Consider the following 17,736-nt stretch of genomic DNA (forward strand, 5'->3'; position numbering starts at 1 on the left):
GCATGGCGACGAACGATCCCGCCGCGGCGCATTCATAGCAACGGAGTCCCCATGTTTTCTCGACGTTATCTGGCCATGTGGTGCGCGGTGCTCGCGAGCGCTGCCTGCGCGGCGCTCGCGAGCCGGTCGCTCATTTCGTGGTTCTGGCTGATCGTGCCCGCGCTCTTCGTCGCGCTCGGCGCGTGGGACCTCACGCAAAAGCGGCACGCCATCTTGCGCAACTATCCGCTGTGGGGGCACTTGCGCTTCCTGTTCGAGTTCATCCGGCCCGAGATCCGTCAGTATTTCGTCGAAGGCGATACCGATGAAAAGCCGTTTTCCCGTGTGCAACGCAGCATCGTCTATCAACGCGCGAAAAACGAAACCGACAGCCGTCCTTACGGCACCGAAGTCGATGTGAAAGCGGTCGGCCACGAATGGATCAGCCACTCGCTCGCGCCGACGCAGCTCGACGATCACGACTTCCGCATCACGGTCGGCGAGACGCGCGAGCAGCCGTATTCGATGTCGATCTTCAACGTCTCGGCGATGAGCTTCGGCTCGCTGTCGGCCAACGCGATCCGCGCGCTCAATCTCGGCGCGAAGAAAGGCGGCTTCGCGCACGACACCGGCGAAGGCTCGATGTCGAAATATCACCGCGAGCACGGCGGCGACATCATCTGGGAGATCGCCTCCGGCTACTTCGGCTGCCGCAACGACGACGGCACTTTCAACGCCGACAAGTTCGCGAAGCAGGCGCGCGACCCGCAGGTGAAGATGATCGAGATCAAGCTGTCGCAGGGCGCAAAGCCCGGCCACGGCGGCGTGCTGCCGGCCGCGAAGATCACGCCGGAAATCGCCGAGACGCGCGGTGTGCCGATGGGCCGCGATTGCGTGTCGCCGGCGTCGCACTCGGAGTTCTCGACGCCGCGCGAACTGCTCGAATTCGTCGAACGGCTCCGCAAGCTGTCGGGCGGCAAGCCGACCGGCTTCAAGCTGTGCATCGGGCATCCGTGGGAGTTCTTCGGCATTGCGAAGGCGATGCTGGAAACGGGCATCCTGCCGGACTTTATCGTCGTCGACGGCGCGGAAGGCGGCACCGGCGCGGCGCCGCTCGAGTTCACCGATCATATCGGCGTGCCGCTGCAGGAAGGGTTGCTGCTCGTGCGCAATACGCTCGTCGGCATCGGGCTGCGCCACAAGATCCGGATCGGCGCGAGCGGCAAGATGATCACCGCATTCGATATCGCGAAGACGCTCGCGATCGGCGCGGACTGGGTCAATGCCGCGCGCGGCTTCATGTTCGCGGTCGGCTGCATTCAGGCGCAAACGTGCCACACGGGCCGCTGCCCTACCGGCGTCGCGACGCAGGATCCGGTGCGCCAGCGCGCGCTGATCGTCTCCGACAAGTCCGATCGCGTGTTCAACTATCACCACAACACGCTGCACGCGCTAAAGGAAATCGTGCAGGCCGCCGGATTGCGGCACCCCGCGGATCTGCGGCCGCATCATATCGTGCGGCGCGTGTCGTCGTACGAGGTGCGGCTGATGTGCGATCTGCTCAAGTACCTCGAGCCGGACGACCTGCTCAACGGCACGTACCGCTATACGCTGTACGAGAAATGGTGGCCGGTCGCGACGAGCGATTCGTTCACGCCGGAAGTGACGAGTGTGGCGGCCTGAAGGCAAAAAGCCGCAAATAGCGGCGGACAGCGTCGGAAGGCGGCGTGCGTCGCCGACCCAGGGCGCCGCTTACTCGGTCAGCACCGTATCGATGAACGACTGCCGCTGCGACAGTTTCTGGTAATGCTTGTCCAGATTCGGATGCAGCTCGCGCCAGTTCAGCTCCGGCATTCTGAAATCGATGTAGCTGAGCGCGCAGCCGACTGAAATATCGGCCAGCGTGTAGTGGTTGCCGGTGCACCAGGTCTTGCTGCCGAGGCCTTGCGACATCGCGACGAGGCCTTCATCGACCTTGCGGCGCTGGCGCTCCACCCAGTTCTCGCTGCGCTGCTCCGGCGTGCGCAGCACGCCTTCGAGGCGCGCGAGCACGGCGGCATCCATGACGCCATCCGCGAGCGCCTCCCAGCAGCGCACCTCGATGCGCTCGCGCCCCGGTTGCGGAATCAGCTTGCCGACCGGCGACAGCGTGTCGACGTATTCGCAGATCACGCGCGAATCGAACACGGCCTCGCCGTCTTCCATGACGAGGCACGGCACCTTGCCGATCGGGTTGAACGTGTGAATGGTCGTCTCGTCGGACCACGGGTTCTCAAGCACCAGCTTGTAGTCGATCTTTTTTTCCGCGAGCACGATCCGCGCTTTGCGCACGAACGGGCTCGTCAGCGAACCGATGAGTTTCATCACTTCTTCTGCCTCTTCTCGTCTTCTTGATTGGCCGAAAGTATACGTGGAAAGGCGGCGTTTCAAGGGCTGCGGCCCGATCCTGCAAGCGGCGCCGCGGCTGCCTGTGGGCGGATTGCAACAATATGGCGCATAAGGCGCAGCACATTGCCATTTCTTATTGGGCGCTACAATCGCACGATGAACCTGCCGACCGAATCCTCCATCGATCCGAAAGCGGCCGTCGCCGTCTACCGCCAGCGGCGCGAGCGCGTGCTTGCCGCGCTGCGGGCGGCGGGCGGCGGCGTCGCGATCGTGCCGACCGCGCCCGAAGTGCTGCGCAACCGCGACGCCGACTACCCGTACCGGCACGACAGCTATTTCTACTATCTGACCGGCTTCACCGAACCCGAGGCGCTGCTCGTGCTCGACGCGAGCGCGGCGCCCGATGCGCCGGCGTCGATCCTGTTCTGCCGCGAGAAGAACGCCGAGCGCGAGACGTGGGAAGGCTTTCGCTACGGGCCGGAAGGCGCGCGCGATGCGTTCGGCTTCGACGCCGCGTTTGCGTTCGACGAACTCGGCACGCATGTGCCGCGCATCATCGCGGACAAGCCGGCGCTGCACTACGCCCTCGGCGTATCGCCCGAGCTCGACGCGCAGGTGCGTCAATGGCTCGATGCGGTGCGCGCGCAGTCGCGCAGCGGCGTCGTGGCGCCGACCGCGGTGCATGACCTGCTGCCGGTGCTCGACGAGATGCGTCTGTTCAAGGACAGTCACGAGCTTGCCGTGATGCGCCGCGCCGCGCAGATTTCGGCGCTCGCGCATCGCCGCACGATGGCCGCGTGCCGGCCGGGCATGCGCGAATACGAACTCGAAGCCGAATTGCTGTACACGTTTCGCAAGTACGGTGCACAAGCGCCAGCGTACGGGTCGATCGTCGCGGCGGGCGCAAACGCCTGCGTGCTGCACTATCCGGCCGGCAACGCGATCGCGCGCGACGGCGAGCTGATCCTGATCGATGCCGCATGCGAACTCGACGGCTACGCATCCGACATCACGCGCACCTTCCCGGCCAACGGCCGTTTCAGCGCAGCGCAGCGCGAGTTGTACGACATCGTGCTCGCCGCGCAGCAGGCGGCGATCGACGCGACGCGCGCCGGCGTCAGCTTCGATGCGCCGCATGAAGCCGCGGTGCGCGTGCTTGCGCAGGGTCTGCTCGATACCCGCATTCTCGGGCGCGATCGGTATGCGACGGTCGACGATGTGATCGAGCAGCGCGCGTATGCGCGGTTTTATATGCATCGGACCGGGCATTGGCTGGGCATGGATGTGCATGATTGCGGCGATTATCGGGAACGAAGCGGGGAAAAGAGCGGTGAAAGAAACGGGGAAAGAGATGCGAAAAAAAGCGGCGATGCGAGTGCAACGCCGGATGGCCGGAAGATGCCGCCGTGGCGCACGCTCGCGCCGTCGATGACGCTCACGATCGAACCCGGTCTCTATGTTCGCGCCGCCGAAGACGTGCCGGAAAAGTACTGGAACATCGGGATTCGCATCGAAGACGACGCCGTCGTCACCGCGACCGGCTGTGAGCTGCTCACGCGCGACGTGCCGGTCGACGCCGACGAAATCGAAGCGTTGATGCGCGACGCACAGGCGGCTCAGGACATTGCGCTTGCCGCGCCCGGTGCGGCATGAGCGCGGCGCCGTTCGACTTCGACGTGACGATTGTCGGCGCGGGCCCGGTCGGGCTTGCGCTCGCGGGCTGGCTCGCACGACGCAGCGCGACGCGCGCGCTGTCGATCGCGCTGATCGATGCGCGCGAGCCCGAGGATGCCGCATCCGACCCACGCTCGATCGCCGTATCGCAAGGCAGCCGGATGATCCTCGAGCCACTGCGCTGGCCCGCCGAGGCGACCGCGATTCATCGCATTCACGTCTCGCAGCGTGGACATTTCGGCCGGACACTGATCGACCATGCCGAGCACGGCCTGCCGGCGCTCGGTTACGTGCTGCGCTACGGCTCGATCGTGCACGCGCTCGCGCAGGTCGTGCAGACAACCTCCGTGCACTGGTTCAAATCGACGACCGCGCAGCCGCCCGTGCAGGAAGACGACGGCGTCACGCTGCACATCGAAAGCGCCGGCCCCGCCCACGTATCGCGCACGCTGCGCACGCGGCTGCTGGTCAATGCCGAAGGCGGACTGTTCCACGAACAGCAGGCGCCTCGCCGCGGCGGCACGCGCGACTACGGCCAGACGGCGCTTGTCGGCACGGTGACCGTATCGGCGCCGCAGCCGCACGTCGCGTGGGAGCGCTTCACATCGCAAGGGCCGATCGCGCTACTGCCGGTCGGCGGCGTGCGCGGTGCGGACTATGCGCTCGTCTGGTGCTGCGCGCCCGAAGAAGCGGCGCGCAGGGCGCAACTACCCGACGACGCGTTTCTGCGCGAGCTCGGCGCCGCATTCGGCGAGCGCATGGGCCGCTTTACGCAGATTCGCGGACGTGCAGCATTTCCACTCGGCCTCAATACCGTCGACGCGCTCGTGAACGGCCGAGTCGTCGCGATCGGCAACGCCGCACAAACGCTGCATCCGGTCGCCGGACAGGGGCTCAACCTCGGTCTGCGCGACGCGCACGCGCTTGCCGACGCACTGTCGCAACATGGCGCTTCGCCGCTCGCGCTGGCGGCGTTCGCGCGCAGCCGCGCCGTGGACCGGCGGCTCACGATCGGCGCCACCGATACGCTCGCGCGTCTCTTCACGTTCGACTTCCCGGCGCTTGGCGCGCTGCGCGGGCTTGCGCTGACCGCGCTCGAGTTCGTGCCTCCCGTGAAAACGGCGCTTGCGCGACAGATGATGTTCGGGCAGCGTCGCTAGCCTGTCATCCCGAGGCAGACGGGCATGGCGTTCGGCCGAGCATCGTTGCACGCCCGTGCCGATCGCACTGTCGTGCTTGTGCACGGATGTATTGATGTGCTGGCCCGCCGCGCCACGAACGACGCGTGTCGGTTCATCGCCGCGCGCATCCGCGTGTCCGTTCTATGACCGAACGCACTTTCATAGAAGATTTAACGGCTTATCACGCACTCAACTGTGACTGGTAGTGGGCCGTTAACGTTAAAATAGAAACTTTCCCCTCGCGATCTGCGGTACTCGCTCGTATGACGGCGCCGGCACTTGTGTGCAGCGCTGCCAGGCAAAGCGGCTCACCGCGGCTGGTTCTTTTGCTCATGCCCGTTCTCGGCACGCACAATTTACGCAACAACCTTTTCGTCGCTCCCATGGCGGGCGTGACGGACCGGCCTTTCCGCCAGCTTTGCAAGCGGCTCGGCGCGGGCTATGCCGTGTCGGAAATGGTTGCGTCGAACGCGCAGCTGTGGAAGAGCGAAAAGACCATGCGCCGCGCCAACCACGCGGGCGAAGTCGAACCGATTGCCGTGCAGATCGCCGGCGCCGACCCGCACATGATGGCCGAGGCCGCGCGCTACAACGTCGCAAACGGCGCGCAGATCATCGACATCAATATGGGCTGCCCCGCGAAAAAAGTTTGCAACGTTGCGGCCGGCTCCGCGCTGCTGCAGAACGAGCCGCTCGTGCAGCGCATCGTCGAGGCCGTCGTCAATGCGGTGGGCATCGGTCCCGACGCCGTGCCCGTCACGCTCAAGATTCGCACCGGCTGGAATCGCGAGAACAAAAACGCACTCACCGTCGCGCGTCTTGCCGAATCGGCAGGCATCTCGATGCTGACCGTGCATGGCCGCACGCGCGCGGATCTTTACCACGGCGAAGCGGAATACGAAACGATCGCCGCGGTAAAGGCGGCAGTGACCATTCCTGTCGTCGCGAACGGCGACATTTCATCGCCGCTCAAGGCGCGCGACGTGCTTGCCGCAACCGGCGCCGACGCCATCATGATCGGGCGCGCAGCGCAGGGTCGCCCGTGGCTGTTCCGCGAGATCGATCACTTCCTGCAGACGGGCAGCCTGCTGCCGGCGCCGCGTATCGACGAAATCCAGCAGGTCATGAACGAGCATCTCGAGGATCACTACGCTTTTTACGGGGAGTTCACTGGCGTCCGTACTGCGCGCAAGCATATCGGCTGGTACACTCGCGGCCTTTCCGGCGCCAACGTGTTCCGCCATCGGATGAATACGCTGGACACGACGCGCGAGCAACTGCTCGCCGTCAATGAATTCTTCGACGCGCAAAAGGCGATTTCCGATCGTCTCGTGTACGTCGAAGACGTCACGAATAACAACGGCGATCGGGACCAATCCGACTTATTAGCAGCATGAGCAAGCACAACATCGAACAATGCGTCCGCGACAGCCTGGATATGTACTTTCAGGATCTCGACGGCTCCAATCCGCACGACGTCTATGACATGGTCATCTCGTGCGTTGAAAAACCGCTGCTCGAGGTGGTACTCGAGCAGGCTGGCGGCAATCAGTCGCTGGCCGCCGAGTATCTCGGCATCAACCGCAATACGCTGCGCAAGAAGTTGCAACAGCACGGTCTGCTGTAGCGCACGCGCCCTGCCACGCCTTCATCGGTCTTTTCCGTTTTCATCATGATCAAGCAAGCGCTCATCTCCGTTTCCGACAAGTCAGGCATCGTCGATTTCGCGAAATCGCTGTCGGAACTCGGCGTCAAGATCCTGTCGACCGGCGGCACCGCGAAACTGCTCGCGGACGCGGGCCTCGCGGTTACCGAGGTGGCCGATTACACGGGCTTTCCGGAAATGCTCGACGGGCGCGTGAAGACGCTGCATCCGAAAGTGCACGGCGGCATTCTCGCCCGCCGCGATCTGCCCGAGCACGTGGCCGCACTCGAGCAGCACGGCATTCCGACCATCGATCTGCTCGTCGTGAATCTGTATCCGTTCGTGCAAACCGTGGCCAAGGAAGACTGCTCGCTCGAAGACGCGATCGAGAACATCGATATCGGCGGCCCGACCATGCTGCGCTCCGCGGCAAAAAACCATCGCGACGTCACCGTGATCGTCGATCCCGCCGATTACGTGGCAGTGCTCGATGAAATGCGCGAGAACCGCAACACGGTCAGCTACAAGACGAACTTCCGTCTCGCGACCAAGGTGTTCGCGCACACGGCACAGTACGACGGCGCGATCACGAATTACCTGACGAGCCTCACGGAAGAGCTGCAGCACCGCTCGCGCAACACGTACCCGGCTACGCTGAACCTCGCGTTCGACAAGGTTCAGGACCTGCGCTACGGCGAGAATCCGCATCAGAGCGCAGCGTTCTACCGCGATCTGTCGGTGCCGGCCGGCACGCTCGCGAATTACACGCAATTGCAGGGCAAGGAACTGTCGTATAACAACATCGCCGACTCGGACGCTGCCTGGGAATGCGTAAAAACATTCGATGTGCCAGCCTGCGTGATCATCAAGCACGCGAATCCGTGCGGCGTGGCAGTGGGTGAGGATACGGGCGAAGCATACGCGAAGGCATTTCAGACCGATCCGACGTCGGCGTTCGGCGGCATCATCGCGTTCAATCGCGAGGTGGATGAAGCGACTGCGCAAGCCGTTGCGAAGCAGTTCGTCGAAGTGTTGATCGCTCCGGCGTTCAGCACCGCGGCGCGCCAGGTGTTCGCTGCGAAGCAGAACGTCAGGCTGCTCGAAATCGCGCTCGGCAACGGCAATAACGCGTTCGACCTGAAGCGCGTCGGCGGCGGCGTGCTCGTGCAGTCGCTCGATGCCAGGAATGTGCAGTCGCGCGACCTGCGCGTCGTGACGAAGCGCTACCCGACGCCCAAGGAGATGGACGATCTGCTGTTCGCGTGGCGCGTGGCGAAGTTCGTGAAGTCGAATGCGATCGTGTTTTGCGGCAACGGCATGACGCTCGGCGTCGGCGCCGGACAGATGAGCCGCGTGGATTCGGCGCGCATTGCGAGCATCAAGGCGCAGAATGCGGGGCTGTCGTTGAACGGCTCGGCCGTTGCGTCGGACGCGTTCTTCCCGTTCCGCGACGGGCTCGACGTGGTAGTTGCGGCCGGCGCCACCTGCGTGATACAGCCGGGCGGTTCGGTGCGCGACGACGAGGTGATCGCCGCGGCGGACGAGCACAATATCGCGATGGTGGTGACCGGCGTGCGACATTTCCGGCATTGAGCTACGTCGCTGGGTTACGTCACTGAGTTACGTCACCAGGCACATTCCGGATTCATCGCGCGGCCCGGCAAAACATCACTGCCGGGCCGTTTTTCATCCGATTCGTTGTAGTATCGCAGGCACTGAGTCCGCCCTCCCGTTATGAGAATTCTCGGTATCGACCCCGGCCTGCGCGTGACCGGCTTCGGCGTGATCGACCAGTCCGGTCACCAGTTGAGCTACATCGCAAGCGGCGTCATCAAGACGCCCGACGGCGATCTGCCGTCCCGCCTCGGTACGATCTTCGACGGTATTTCCACGCTGATTCGCGAGCACGCGCCCGATCAGGCGGCCATCGAGAAGGTGTTCGTCAACGTCAACCCGCAATCGACGCTGCTGCTCGGCCAGGCCCGCGGCGCGGCGATCTGCGGTCTCGTGGCGGGGGGCGTGCCGGTCGCCGAATACACGGCGCTGCAGTTGAAACAGGCCGTGGTCGGCTACGGGCGCGCGACAAAGGAACAGATGCAGCAGATGGTGGTGCGCCTGCTGACGCTTTCCGGCATGCCTGGCACCGACGCCGCCGATGCGCTCGGTATGGCCATCTGCCATGCGCACGGCGGTAGCACGCTGAACACGCTCGGCGGCATCGCACCGGCACTTGCAAAGAAAGGCTTGCGCGTACGACGCGGAAGACTGGTCGGCTAGGGGACCGCGTCGCGCAAACCGGGACCGTTGCCCGTGGTGCGCGGCAGGGGGACGGCGGAACGATGGCGGGATATGGGCGGGATATGGGCGGGATAACGGCGTCAACCCGGCTCCCCCTTCCAGCCCGCGCCGCCGGCTAGCGCGCTGCGCTACACTCGCGCTTTCCCTCACGATTGGATCGATCATGATCGGTCGCATTGCCGGCGTCCTGCTGGAAAAGAACCCGCCGCACTTGCTCGTCGACTGCAACGGCGTCGGCTACGAAGTCGACGTACCGATGAGCACCTTCTACAACCTGCCTTCGACAGGTGAAAAAGTAGTGCTGCTCACGCAGCTGATCGTGCGTGAAGACGCCCATCTGCTGTATGGATTCGGCACCGCGCAGGAACGCGCGACGTTTCGCGAATTGTTAAAGATCAGTGGCATCGGCGCGCGCATGGCGCTCGCCGTGCTGTCCGGCATGAGCGTGCAGGAACTCGCCCAAACCGTGACACTGCAGGACGCCGCGCGCCTCACGCGCGTGCCCGGCATCGGCAAGAAAACCGCAGAGCGGCTGCTCCTCGAGCTCAAGGGCAAGCTTGGCGCCGACCTCGGTGCAGCCGCTGGCGCCGTCTCCGCTTCCGATCATGCGTCCGACATCCTGAATGCTCTGCTCGCATTGGGCTACTCCGAAAAAGAAGCGTTGGCGGCCATCAAGAACGTGCCCGCAGGCACCGGTGTTTCCGAAGGCATCAAGCTCGCGCTCAAGGCATTGTCGAAGTCCTGACCGGTGGCGATTGCCGCCCGCAGCTAGCGGCGCGTGACGACGAAGCAAAGCATCTCACACTGCCGCCGCCCGCACACCCTGGCCATTCGGCCAGGTTTGTGAACAGGCGGCGCGCGGTACAATGCCCGTCATGATCGAAACCGACAAACTCGCCGCCGAACGCATCATCGCCGCCACGCCCGTGTCGCCGAATGAGGAGGCGTTCGAGCGCGCGCTGCGCCCGCGTCAGCTCGACGAATACGTCGGCCAGGAAAAGGTGCGCGGCCAGCTCGAAATCTTTATTGAAGCTGCGAAACGCCGTTCGGAGTCGCTCGACCACGTTTTGCTGTTCGGGCCGCCCGGCCTCGGCAAGACCACGCTCGCGCACATCATCGCGCGCGAAATGGGTGTCAATCTGCGGCAGACATCGGGACCGGTGCTCGAGCGAGCCGGCGATCTCGCCGCGCTGCTGACCAACCTCGAAGCGAACGATGTGCTGTTTATCGACGAAATTCACCGCTTGTCGCCGGTCGTCGAAGAAATCCTGTACCCGGCGCTCGAGGACTACCAGATCGACATCATGATCGGCGAAGGGCCGGCCGCGCGCAGCGTCAAACTCGATCTGCAACCGTTCACGCTGGTCGGCGCGACCACGCGCGCAGGCATGCTGACCAATCCGCTGCGCGATCGCTTCGGTATCGTCGCGCGGCTCGAGTTTTATAACGCGACCGAACTCGCGCGCATCGTTTCGCGCTCCGCGTCGCTGTTGAATGCGCAGATCGATCCGGAGGGCGCGCTCGAAATCGCGAAGCGCTCGCGCGGAACGCCGCGCATCGCAAACCGTCTGCTGCGGCGCGTGCGCGATTTCGCAGAAGTGAAGGCAGACGGCAATATCACCGCAAAGGTGGCGGACGCCGCGCTCGCCATGCTCGACGTCGATCCGGTCGGCTTCGACCTCATGGATCGCAAGCTGCTCGAGGCGATCCTGCACAAGTTCGATGGCGGTCCGGTCGGTGTCGACAATCTCGCCGCGGCGATCGGCGAAGAGCGCGATACCATCGAAGACGTGCTCGAACCTTATCTGATCCAGCAAGGCTACCTGCAACGCACGCCGCGCGGCCGTGTGGCGACGCTGCTTACGTACCGGCATTTTGGGCTCGCAGCGCCCGATGCTTCGAGTTCCGTGCGCGGCTTGTGGGATTCGGATCCCGCATAGCCCACGCCGCGTGCAGCGATTTAGCGGCGACGGATGCAGCCGGTAGTTTGAAGTTCTGACGACGGTTTCAACACCGCGCCTGCGGCGACTTGTAAAAACTGTCATCCTCGCTGGGTCCGTCGAGATGCGCAACGTCTGCCCATGACACGACCTTCGCCTTGCCGCCGTCGAAATCGACAACGTTGACACTCGTGTTGAGCAGCGGGTAGTCGCGTGGCGCGTCGAGCGCAATGCCATTCGCAAACCGGTACACGCAGTCGAGCACGCCACCATGCGCGACACACGCAATGCGTCCGTTCGGATGTGCGGCGACGATCGGCTCGAGCGCATGCAACACGCGGTGATAGAACACTCGTTCCGACTCGCCTTCAGGGGGTGCAAAGCCAGGATCGCGCGTTTGCCATTGCGCGTATTCGTCGGGAAAGCGCTCGGCGATCTCGTCGCTGTCGTGGCCCTGAAACGCGCCGAACGAACGTTCGCGCAAGCCTTCGTTGAGAATCAGCGACATGCCAAGTACATTGGCGAACGGCTGCGCGGTTTGCTGCGCACGCTGCAGGTCGCTCGAATAAATCGCGTCGAGGCGTGCGCCTTCTTTCGCTTCGCGCGCGAAACGCGCGGCCAGCCGCTGCGCCTGTGCGATACCGGACGCCGCGAGCGGAATGTCGATATGCCCTTGTATGCGCTTGATGCGATTCCAGTCCGTTTCGCCGTGCCGGATAAACAGAATTTGAGTGGACATGAGATAAGCGGTGCGGTTATGCGCGAACTTGCAGCCAGAACGTGACCGGCCCGTCATTCACCAGCGAGACCTGCATCTGCGCGCCGAACTCGCCGGTCTCGACCAGCGGATGCTTCGCGCGCGCAGCCGTAACGAAGTAGTCGAACAGGCGCTTGCCTTCGTCGGGCGGTGCCGCCGGCGTGAAGCTCGGCCGCAGGCCACTATTCGTATCCGCCGCGAGCGTGAACTGCGACACCAGCAGCAAGCCGCCTGCGCGGCCAGCACCGTCGATGTTCTGCACGTTCAGGTTCATCTTGCCCGCGGCATCACTGAAGACACGGTAGCCGAGCACTTTTGCCAGCAGACGGTCGGAGACCGCGTCGGTATCGCCGCGCTCGGCACAGACAAGCGCAAGGAGGCCTGCGCCGATCGCGCCCGTCACGCGATCACCGACGCGTACCTCGGCGTTTCTCACGCGCTGGATCAGCGCAATCATGCGCCGCACCCTGCCGGCGCAAGCGCGACGACTTGAGAGATGATACCGACCATGTGTTCCATCGCGTTCACGTCACGCCGAAAGCGTCACGCGCGCGAAACGCCGCTTGCCGACCTGCACGACGTATTCACCCGCTTCGACCTTGAGCGCCTTATCCGAGATCGTCGCACCGTCGATCTTCACTCCGGCCTGCTCGATGTTGCGCAGCGCTTCGCTCGTCGACGGCACGAGGCCGGCCTGCTTCAGCAACTGACCGATCGCAAGCGGTGCACCGGCGAGCGTGACGGACGGAATGTCGTCGGGTACGCCCCCCTTCGCGCGATGATTGAAATCTTCGAGCGCCCGCTCGGCATCCGCCTGAGAGTGAAAGCGCGCGACGATCTCCTGCGCGAGCATTACCTTGAAGTCGCGCGGGTTGCGGCCAGCTTCGGTTTCGCGCCTGTATCCAATGATCTCGTCCATCGGCCGGAACGACAGCAGTTCGAAATACCGCCACATCAGATCGTCGGAGATGCTCATCAGCTTGCCGAACATATCAGTGGGCTTTTCGCTGATACCAACGTAATTGTGCTTCGACTTCGACATCTTCTCGACGCCGTCGAGCCCTTCGAGCAGAGGCATGGTGAGGATGCACTGCTGCTCCTGGCCGTACTGCTTTTGCAGTTCACGCCCGACGAGCAGATTGAACTTCTGGTCCGTGCCGCCGAGCTCGAGGTCCGAATTGAGCGCCACCGAGTCATAGCCCTGCATCAACGGATACAGGAATTCATGAATCGAAATCGGCACGCCCCCCTGAAAGCGCTTCGTGAAATCTTCACGCTCGAGAATGCGCGCGACCGTGTAACGCGAGGCAAGCTTGATCATGCCGTCCGCACCGAGCGGCATCGACCATTCGCTGTTGTAGCGGATCTCGGTCTTCGCGCGGTCGAGCACGAGCGACGCCTGGTCGAAGTACGTCTTTGCGTTCGTTTCGATCTGCTCGCGCGTGAGCGGCGGCCGCGTTGCGTTGCGACCGGACGGATCGCCGATCAGCGATGTGAAATCGCCGATCAGGAAGATCACGGTATGGCCGAGATCCTGCAGCTGGCGCATCTTGTTCAGCACGACCGTATGGCCGATGTGAATGTCGGGCGCGGTCGGATCGAGGCCGAGCTTGATGCGAAGCGGCGTGCCGGTTGCCGCGCTTTTCGCGAGCTTTTGCTCGAACTCCTCTTCGATCAGCAGCTCGTCGACACCGCGCTTCGTGACGGCAAGCGCATGACGGACTTCGTCGGTGACGGGAAAGGCGGGTTTGGAAGTGGACTCGGTGCTCATGCTGTAACGGAGGAAATCGCGAAAGTCAGATTGTCCCATAGTTGACCGGCAACGCGGCCGGAATGGGATCGCAATCGGCGCGCGCTGGCCGAATGGCCAGGGTTTCGGCTCTGCATGAATGAGGCATGATGCAGGGGTCGCGCGGAACAGGTGCAACCGCAGCGCGCATTGCATACCCTGTTACGCGTGGCGGCATTGCGCGACAATTGGCATCGGCGGTTCGGAACCTATGCTTGAAAGGAGCCCAACGTGGCAAAAGAGGCGGCAGGCGCAGACGGCGTGTACTTCGGGTTGATGTCGGGCACGAGCATGGACGGCGTCGATGGCATCGCGGTCGAATTTGCGGCGGGCAAAGCGCCGGTCGTGCGGTCGGAAGCGTTCGTGAGCTTTTCGGAAACGCTGCGCGAAGCGCTCTTCGGCCTGCAACAGCCAGGCGACAACGAAATCGAACGTGAAGCGCTCGCCGCGAATGCGCTCGCCGCGCGTTACACCGTTTGCGTGCATGAATTGCTCAGAAGCGGCAATCTGTCTGCCGAAGACGTCCGCGCGATCGGCGTGCACGGGCAGACCGTCCGCCACCGCCCGGAAAAGGGTTATACGCGGCAGATCAACAACCCGGCGCTGCTTGCGGAGATGACGCATATCGACGTCGTCGCGGACTTCCGCTCGCGCGACGTCGCGGCGGGCGGTCAGGGTGCGCCGCTCGTGCCGGCATTTCACGCCACGGTCTTTGGAGCCAAGGGCGAAACGCGTGTGGTGTGCAATCTTGGCGGCATCAGTAACATTACGATCCTGTCCGCGAACGGCGCCGTGCGTGGCTTCGATTGCGGTCCGGCAAACGCACTGCTCGACGAATGGGCGCAGCGCCACCTTGGCAAGCCTTTCGATGAAAACGGGCATTTCGCCGCGGGTGGTCAGGTGCACCGCCCGCTACTGCATGCGCTACTCGACGAGCCTTTCTTCGAGCTTCAGCCCCCTAAAAGCACAGGGCGCGACCTCTTCAATAACGAATGGCTCGATGCAAAGTTACAGGCATTCGCTTCACTTCAGGCGGCCGACGTGCAGGCCACGTTGACAGCGTTGACCGCAATTACAGTCGCGCGCGAGATCGAACGTCATGCGCCCGGTTGCCAGGCACTCTATGTGTGCGGCGGCGGGGCGCGTAATGCCGAGTTGCTCAGGGCGCTGCAACGCGCGATGGAGGAAAGCGGCGTAAGCGGCGTACCCGTGCAGACAACGGAAGCGCTCGGTGTGCCGCCGCATCAGGTCGAGCCGCTTGCGTTTGCGTGGCTTGCGATGCGGCGTGTTGCGCGGGAAGCGGGAAACCTGCCCTCTGTGACGGGCGCGGCTGGCGAACGTGTGTTGGGCGCGCTCTATCCGCGCTGAGCGCGTGAGGCGGCGCGTCCGGTGAAAGCCTGCGCCGCGCCGGGGTCATGCAGAACACGTCCAGGCAAAGCGCACTATGCGGACCTTCCCCAAATAAAAAACGGAGCCGAGGCCCCGTTTTCTGTCGAACAGACTGCGCGTCGAACCATCAAACCGAGAACGACGAACCGCAACCGCAGGTGGTCGTCGCGTTCGGATTCTTGATCACGAACTGAGCGCCATTGATGTCGTCCTTGTAGTCGATCTCTGCGCCGACCAGGTATTGATAGCTCATCGAGTCGATCAACAACTGGACGCCGCTCTTGTTCATCACGGTATCGTCTTCGTTGACTGCCTCGTCGAACGTGAAACCGTACTGAAAGCCCGAGCAGCCGCCGCCCTGCACGAATACACGCAGCTTCAGCTCCGGATTGCCTTCTTCGTCGATCAGTTCCTTGACCTTGTCAGCCGCTGCGTCCGTAAAAACGAACGGAGCCGGCATTTCGGCTACTGGGGTGTCGGTCACTGCGTTCATGCGAACTCTCCAAAAAAGCTACTAAACGCTATTGTAGGGCCGATCCTGATATCGTGCCGAAGTCCATGAAATCAATAGGTTCTTACGAATAGCGGCACGATACGCCGAAGCGACTTCACGCCTGAGCGCAGCGGGCCGAAAAGCAAAAAGCCGCCTACGCAAATTTGCGACAGCGGCCTTTTGCGGCTGATTCCATCGCCGCCAATAGCCATAGCCGGGCGGCGGGAATCCGCAGAAGCGATTAACGCTTCGAGAACTGCTTCCTGCGACGTGCCTTGTGGAAGCCGACCTTCTTACGCTCGACTTCACGTGCGTCACGCGTGACGAAACCAGCATTCGACAGCGCCGGCTTCAGCGTTGCGTCATAGTCGATCAGCGCGCGGGTAACCCCGTGGCGAACCGCACCTGCCTGGCCCGTTTCACCGCCGCCCGACACGTTCACCTTGATATCGAACGTGGTTGCGTGGTTCGTGAGTTCCAGCGGCTGACGCACGATCATCAGCGACGTTTCGCGCGAGAAGTAGTCAGCGATAGGCTTACCGTTGACGATGATGTCGCCCTTGCCAGCCTTGATAAAGACACGAGCGACAGCGCTCTTGCGGCGGCCCGTACCGTAATTCCAGTTACCGATCATGTGGGCTCCCCTTAGATCTCGAGCGCCTTCGGCTGTTGCGCCGAATGCGGATGCGTTGCTTCGGCGTAGACCTTCAGCTTCTTGATCATTGCGTAGCCGAGCGGGCCCTTCGGCAGCATGCCCTTGACCGCCTTTTCGAGCGCGCGGCCCGGGAAGCGTTCCTGCATCTTGCCAAACGTCGTTTCGTAAATACCGCCCGGGTAGCCCGAGTGACGGTAGTACTTCTTGTCCGTGGTCTTGTTGCCCGTGACCTTCAGCTTGCCGGCGTTGATGACGATGATGAAATCGCCAGTGTCGACGTGCGGAGTAAATTCAGGCTTGTGTTTGCCGCGAAGACGGCGTGCCACTTCGCTGGCGACACGGCCGAGAACCTTATCCGTCGCGTCAATCACGTACCATTCGCGCGTCACCTCGTGGGCTTTTGCGGAAAAAGTCTTCATGATCGATCCAAAAAAATTGCGCTGCCCTTTTTGTTCCTGCTGGACTCGAACCGCGCCCATTGACCACGTTTGCCGGGAAGTTCTAGATGCTTCCGTAACGCTGTGCAGGTGCTCCCTATTCTTCTTCCGCGGGCATGAATGCGGAAAAGCCCTGAATTATAAAGGAAATTGTGCGCCCGAGTCAAAGCACCTCTAACGGTGCGCCGCACGGCATGAAGTGCGCGGACGAAAAAAAGCCCGAACCATGAAGTTCGGGCTCAATCCACCTTAGGAGGAGGGTGGAGGAGACATGCGGAGGTTGCCCAGAGACAGCAACCAATGAACAGATTATATGAGCATGGCTTGTGCGACGCAAGAGGATTTGCAATGCGAAATCAAGTTTCACAATATGACATGGCAACCATACTTTGAGCATCGACGTAAGTTCTTTTGAAATCAACAGATTATGCAGATTTCACGCGCCATCGAGGTGCATAGTCTGCGCTGGAAAACCCTAGAAATCATAGGGGAATCCCGTATAAACCGGTTTGTGATGCAGCGCAACAATAGACGTCCAGTCAAGATCTATGCGAAATGATGTAGCTTCGGGCGAACCCGAATCCGACGAGCTACAATGCCTGCTCGACTCTGCACGGAATCAGCTGGGGACCGCAATGGAATGCAAAGTGAGCTGGATGGGAACGGACGGCATGGCCTTCGCCGCGGAAACCGGCAGTGGCCACCTGGTCGCGATGGATGGCGCGCCCGAAGGCGGCGGCCGCAATCTCGCGCCGCGCCCGATGGAAATGGTGTTGCTCGGCACGGGCGGCTGCACCGCGTACGACGTCGTCATGATCCTCAAGAAGAGCCGCCAGGAAATCGCCGGCTGTTCGGTCACGCTGAAGGCGGAACGCGCGAGTGAAGACCCAAAGGTGTTCACGAAGATCCACTTCCACTTCACCGTCACCGGCAAGAATCTGAACCCGACGACGGTGGAGCGCGCGATCAATCTGTCGCACGACAAATATTGCTCCGCGTCGATCATGATGGCGAAGACCGCCGAGCTGACCCACTCGTTCGACATCGTCGACGCCTGATCGGGCGATGTCCTCGCGCGTACGCGCAACAAAAAAACAAACGCCGGCGTCCT

At 62.8% G+C, this 17,736-nt stretch carries 18 protein-coding genes; 11 read left to right on the plus strand and 7 right to left on the minus strand.

The genetic code is table 11. The features are described from left to right. The first annotated feature begins 51 nt into the window (after positions 1-51). Positions 52-1,662 (plus strand): FMN-binding glutamate synthase family protein, encoded by a 1,611-nt coding sequence (locus BTO02_RS17685; RefSeq protein WP_075158121.1) that lies wholly within the window; start codon positions 52-54, stop codon positions 1,660-1,662. A 69-nt stretch (positions 1,663-1,731) separates the two neighbouring features. Here BTO02_RS17685 and BTO02_RS17690 read toward each other — a convergent pair whose 3' ends face one another. After that, complete coding sequence (locus BTO02_RS17690) at positions 1,732-2,343, minus strand: glutathione S-transferase N-terminal domain-containing protein (protein WP_075158122.1); 612 nt, start codon at positions 2,341-2,343, stop codon at positions 1,732-1,734. Between the two features lie 180 nt (positions 2,344-2,523). Between BTO02_RS17690 and BTO02_RS17695 the strand changes: the two genes are divergently transcribed. The 8 genes from BTO02_RS17695 to ruvB all read left to right on the plus strand — a co-directional run bounded on the left by BTO02_RS17695 (position 2,524) and on the right by ruvB (position 11,105). Beyond that, entirely contained in the window at positions 2,524-4,020 is a 1,497-nt protein-coding gene (locus BTO02_RS17695; protein ID WP_075158123.1) for an aminopeptidase P N-terminal domain-containing protein, read from the plus strand. Next, positions 4,017-5,201, plus strand: a complete 1,185-nt coding sequence (locus tag BTO02_RS17700; protein ID WP_075158124.1) for a UbiH/UbiF/VisC/COQ6 family ubiquinone biosynthesis hydroxylase — start codon at positions 4,017-4,019, stop codon at positions 5,199-5,201. Before BTO02_RS17695 ends, BTO02_RS17700 begins: the two co-directional genes overlap by 4 nt. A gap of 353 nt (positions 5,202-5,554) precedes the next feature. Continuing rightward, the gene (gene dusB, locus BTO02_RS17705) at positions 5,555-6,619 is read left to right on the plus strand and encodes a tRNA dihydrouridine synthase DusB (protein WP_075158125.1); all 1,065 of its coding nucleotides are present in this window, start codon (positions 5,555-5,557) and stop codon (positions 6,617-6,619) included. Continuing rightward, positions 6,616-6,849: a Fis family transcriptional regulator gene (locus tag BTO02_RS17710; RefSeq protein WP_075158126.1), complete on the plus strand. Its 234-nt coding sequence runs from the start codon at positions 6,616-6,618 to the stop codon at positions 6,847-6,849. The genes dusB and BTO02_RS17710 overlap by 4 nt, the downstream gene beginning before the upstream one ends. Positions 6,850-6,894: 45 nt before the next feature. Next, positions 6,895-8,460 (plus strand): bifunctional phosphoribosylaminoimidazolecarboxamide formyltransferase/IMP cyclohydrolase, encoded by a 1,566-nt coding sequence (gene purH / locus BTO02_RS17715; RefSeq protein ID WP_075158127.1) that lies wholly within the window; start codon positions 6,895-6,897, stop codon positions 8,458-8,460. Positions 8,461-8,601: 141 nt separating this feature from the next. After that, positions 8,602-9,144, plus strand: a complete 543-nt coding sequence (gene ruvC / locus BTO02_RS17720; RefSeq protein WP_075158128.1) for a crossover junction endodeoxyribonuclease RuvC — start codon at positions 8,602-8,604, stop codon at positions 9,142-9,144. 184 nt (positions 9,145-9,328) lie between these two features. Further along, positions 9,329-9,910: a Holliday junction branch migration protein RuvA gene (ruvA, locus tag BTO02_RS17725; RefSeq protein ID WP_075158129.1), complete on the plus strand. Its 582-nt coding sequence runs from the start codon at positions 9,329-9,331 to the stop codon at positions 9,908-9,910. Between the two features lie 130 nt (positions 9,911-10,040). Then, positions 10,041-11,105 carry a Holliday junction branch migration DNA helicase RuvB gene (ruvB, locus tag BTO02_RS17730; protein WP_075158978.1) on the plus strand — a complete coding sequence of 355 codons (1,065 nt, stop codon included), beginning with the start codon at positions 10,041-10,043 and terminating at the stop codon, positions 11,103-11,105. A 67-nt stretch (positions 11,106-11,172) separates the two neighbouring features. Here ruvB and BTO02_RS17735 read toward each other — a convergent pair whose 3' ends face one another. The 3 genes from BTO02_RS17735 to tyrS all read right to left on the minus strand — a co-directional run bounded on the left by BTO02_RS17735 (position 11,173) and on the right by tyrS (position 13,633). Further along, the gene (locus BTO02_RS17735; protein WP_075158130.1) at positions 11,173-11,844 is read right to left on the minus strand and encodes a histidine phosphatase family protein; all 672 of its coding nucleotides are present in this window, start codon (positions 11,842-11,844) and stop codon (positions 11,173-11,175) included. A gap of 16 nt (positions 11,845-11,860) precedes the next feature. After that, entirely contained in the window at positions 11,861-12,319 is a 459-nt protein-coding gene (gene dtd, locus BTO02_RS17740) for a D-aminoacyl-tRNA deacylase (protein ID WP_075158979.1), read from the minus strand. Between the two features lie 72 nt (positions 12,320-12,391). Further along, positions 12,392-13,633, minus strand: a complete 1,242-nt coding sequence (gene tyrS / locus BTO02_RS17745) for a tyrosine--tRNA ligase (RefSeq protein ID WP_075158131.1) — start codon at positions 13,631-13,633, stop codon at positions 12,392-12,394. 249 nt (positions 13,634-13,882) lie between these two features. Between tyrS and BTO02_RS17750 the strand changes: the two genes are divergently transcribed. Then, positions 13,883-15,019 carry an anhydro-N-acetylmuramic acid kinase gene (locus BTO02_RS17750; protein WP_075158132.1) on the plus strand — a complete coding sequence of 379 codons (1,137 nt, stop codon included), beginning with the start codon at positions 13,883-13,885 and terminating at the stop codon, positions 15,017-15,019. A gap of 148 nt (positions 15,020-15,167) precedes the next feature. Here the strand turns inward: BTO02_RS17750 and erpA are convergent, their stop codons facing one another. The 3 genes from erpA to rplM all read right to left on the minus strand — a co-directional run bounded on the left by erpA (position 15,168) and on the right by rplM (position 16,607). Next, positions 15,168-15,533, minus strand: coding sequence for an iron-sulfur cluster insertion protein ErpA (gene erpA, locus BTO02_RS17755; RefSeq protein ID WP_075158133.1), 366 nt, complete (start codon positions 15,531-15,533; stop codon positions 15,168-15,170). A gap of 241 nt (positions 15,534-15,774) precedes the next feature. Next, positions 15,775-16,167, minus strand: coding sequence for a 30S ribosomal protein S9 (rpsI, locus tag BTO02_RS17760; RefSeq protein WP_075158134.1), 393 nt, complete (start codon positions 16,165-16,167; stop codon positions 15,775-15,777). Between the two features lie 11 nt (positions 16,168-16,178). Beyond that, entirely contained in the window at positions 16,179-16,607 is a 429-nt protein-coding gene (rplM, locus tag BTO02_RS17765) for a 50S ribosomal protein L13 (RefSeq protein WP_075158980.1), read from the minus strand. A 653-nt stretch (positions 16,608-17,260) separates the two neighbouring features. Between rplM and BTO02_RS17770 the strand changes: the two genes are divergently transcribed. Further along, positions 17,261-17,683 (plus strand): OsmC family protein, encoded by a 423-nt coding sequence (locus BTO02_RS17770; RefSeq protein WP_075158135.1) that lies wholly within the window; start codon positions 17,261-17,263, stop codon positions 17,681-17,683. The last annotated feature ends 53 nt before the right edge of the window (positions 17,684-17,736 follow it).

It is taken from the genome of Paraburkholderia sp. SOS3 (assembly GCF_001922345.1).
Classification (GTDB): Bacteria; Pseudomonadota; Gammaproteobacteria; order Burkholderiales; family Burkholderiaceae; genus Paraburkholderia.

What these genes read in the sequence shown, in the direction of transcription:
- BTO02_RS17700 (WP_075158124.1), top strand. Translation starts at nt 4,017, where the DNA reads ATGAGCGCGGCGCCGTTCGACTTCGACGTGACGATTGTCGGCGCGGGC.
- dusB (WP_075158125.1), top strand. Translation starts at nt 5,555, where the DNA reads ATGCCCGTTCTCGGCACGCACAATTTACGCAACAACCTTTTCGTCGCT.
- dtd (WP_075158979.1), bottom strand. Translation starts at nt 12,319, where the DNA reads ATGATTGCGCTGATCCAGCGCGTGAGAAACGCCGAGGTACGCGTCGGT.
- rpsI (WP_075158134.1), bottom strand. Translation starts at nt 16,167, where the DNA reads ATGATCGGTAACTGGAATTACGGTACGGGCCGCCGCAAGAGCGCTGTC.
- rplM (WP_075158980.1), bottom strand. Translation starts at nt 16,607, where the DNA reads ATGAAGACTTTTTCCGCAAAAGCCCACGAGGTGACGCGCGAATGGTAC.
- BTO02_RS17685 (WP_075158121.1), top strand. Translation starts at nt 52, where the DNA reads ATGTTTTCTCGACGTTATCTGGCCATGTGGTGCGCGGTGCTCGCGAGC.
- tyrS (WP_075158131.1), bottom strand. Translation starts at nt 13,633, where the DNA reads ATGAGCACCGAGTCCACTTCCAAACCCGCCTTTCCCGTCACCGACGAA.
- BTO02_RS17695 (WP_075158123.1), top strand. Translation starts at nt 2,524, where the DNA reads ATGAACCTGCCGACCGAATCCTCCATCGATCCGAAAGCGGCCGTCGCC.
- BTO02_RS17690 (WP_075158122.1), bottom strand. Translation starts at nt 2,343, where the DNA reads ATGAAACTCATCGGTTCGCTGACGAGCCCGTTCGTGCGCAAAGCGCGG.
- BTO02_RS17770 (WP_075158135.1), top strand. Translation starts at nt 17,261, where the DNA reads ATGGAATGCAAAGTGAGCTGGATGGGAACGGACGGCATGGCCTTCGCC.
- erpA (WP_075158133.1), bottom strand. Translation starts at nt 15,533, where the DNA reads ATGAACGCAGTGACCGACACCCCAGTAGCCGAAATGCCGGCTCCGTTC.
- ruvA (WP_075158129.1), top strand. Translation starts at nt 9,329, where the DNA reads ATGATCGGTCGCATTGCCGGCGTCCTGCTGGAAAAGAACCCGCCGCAC.
- ruvC (WP_075158128.1), top strand. Translation starts at nt 8,602, where the DNA reads ATGAGAATTCTCGGTATCGACCCCGGCCTGCGCGTGACCGGCTTCGGC.
- ruvB (WP_075158978.1), top strand. Translation starts at nt 10,041, where the DNA reads ATGATCGAAACCGACAAACTCGCCGCCGAACGCATCATCGCCGCCACG.
- BTO02_RS17710 (WP_075158126.1), top strand. Translation starts at nt 6,616, where the DNA reads ATGAGCAAGCACAACATCGAACAATGCGTCCGCGACAGCCTGGATATG.
- purH (WP_075158127.1), top strand. Translation starts at nt 6,895, where the DNA reads ATGATCAAGCAAGCGCTCATCTCCGTTTCCGACAAGTCAGGCATCGTC.
- BTO02_RS17735 (WP_075158130.1), bottom strand. Translation starts at nt 11,844, where the DNA reads ATGTCCACTCAAATTCTGTTTATCCGGCACGGCGAAACGGACTGGAAT.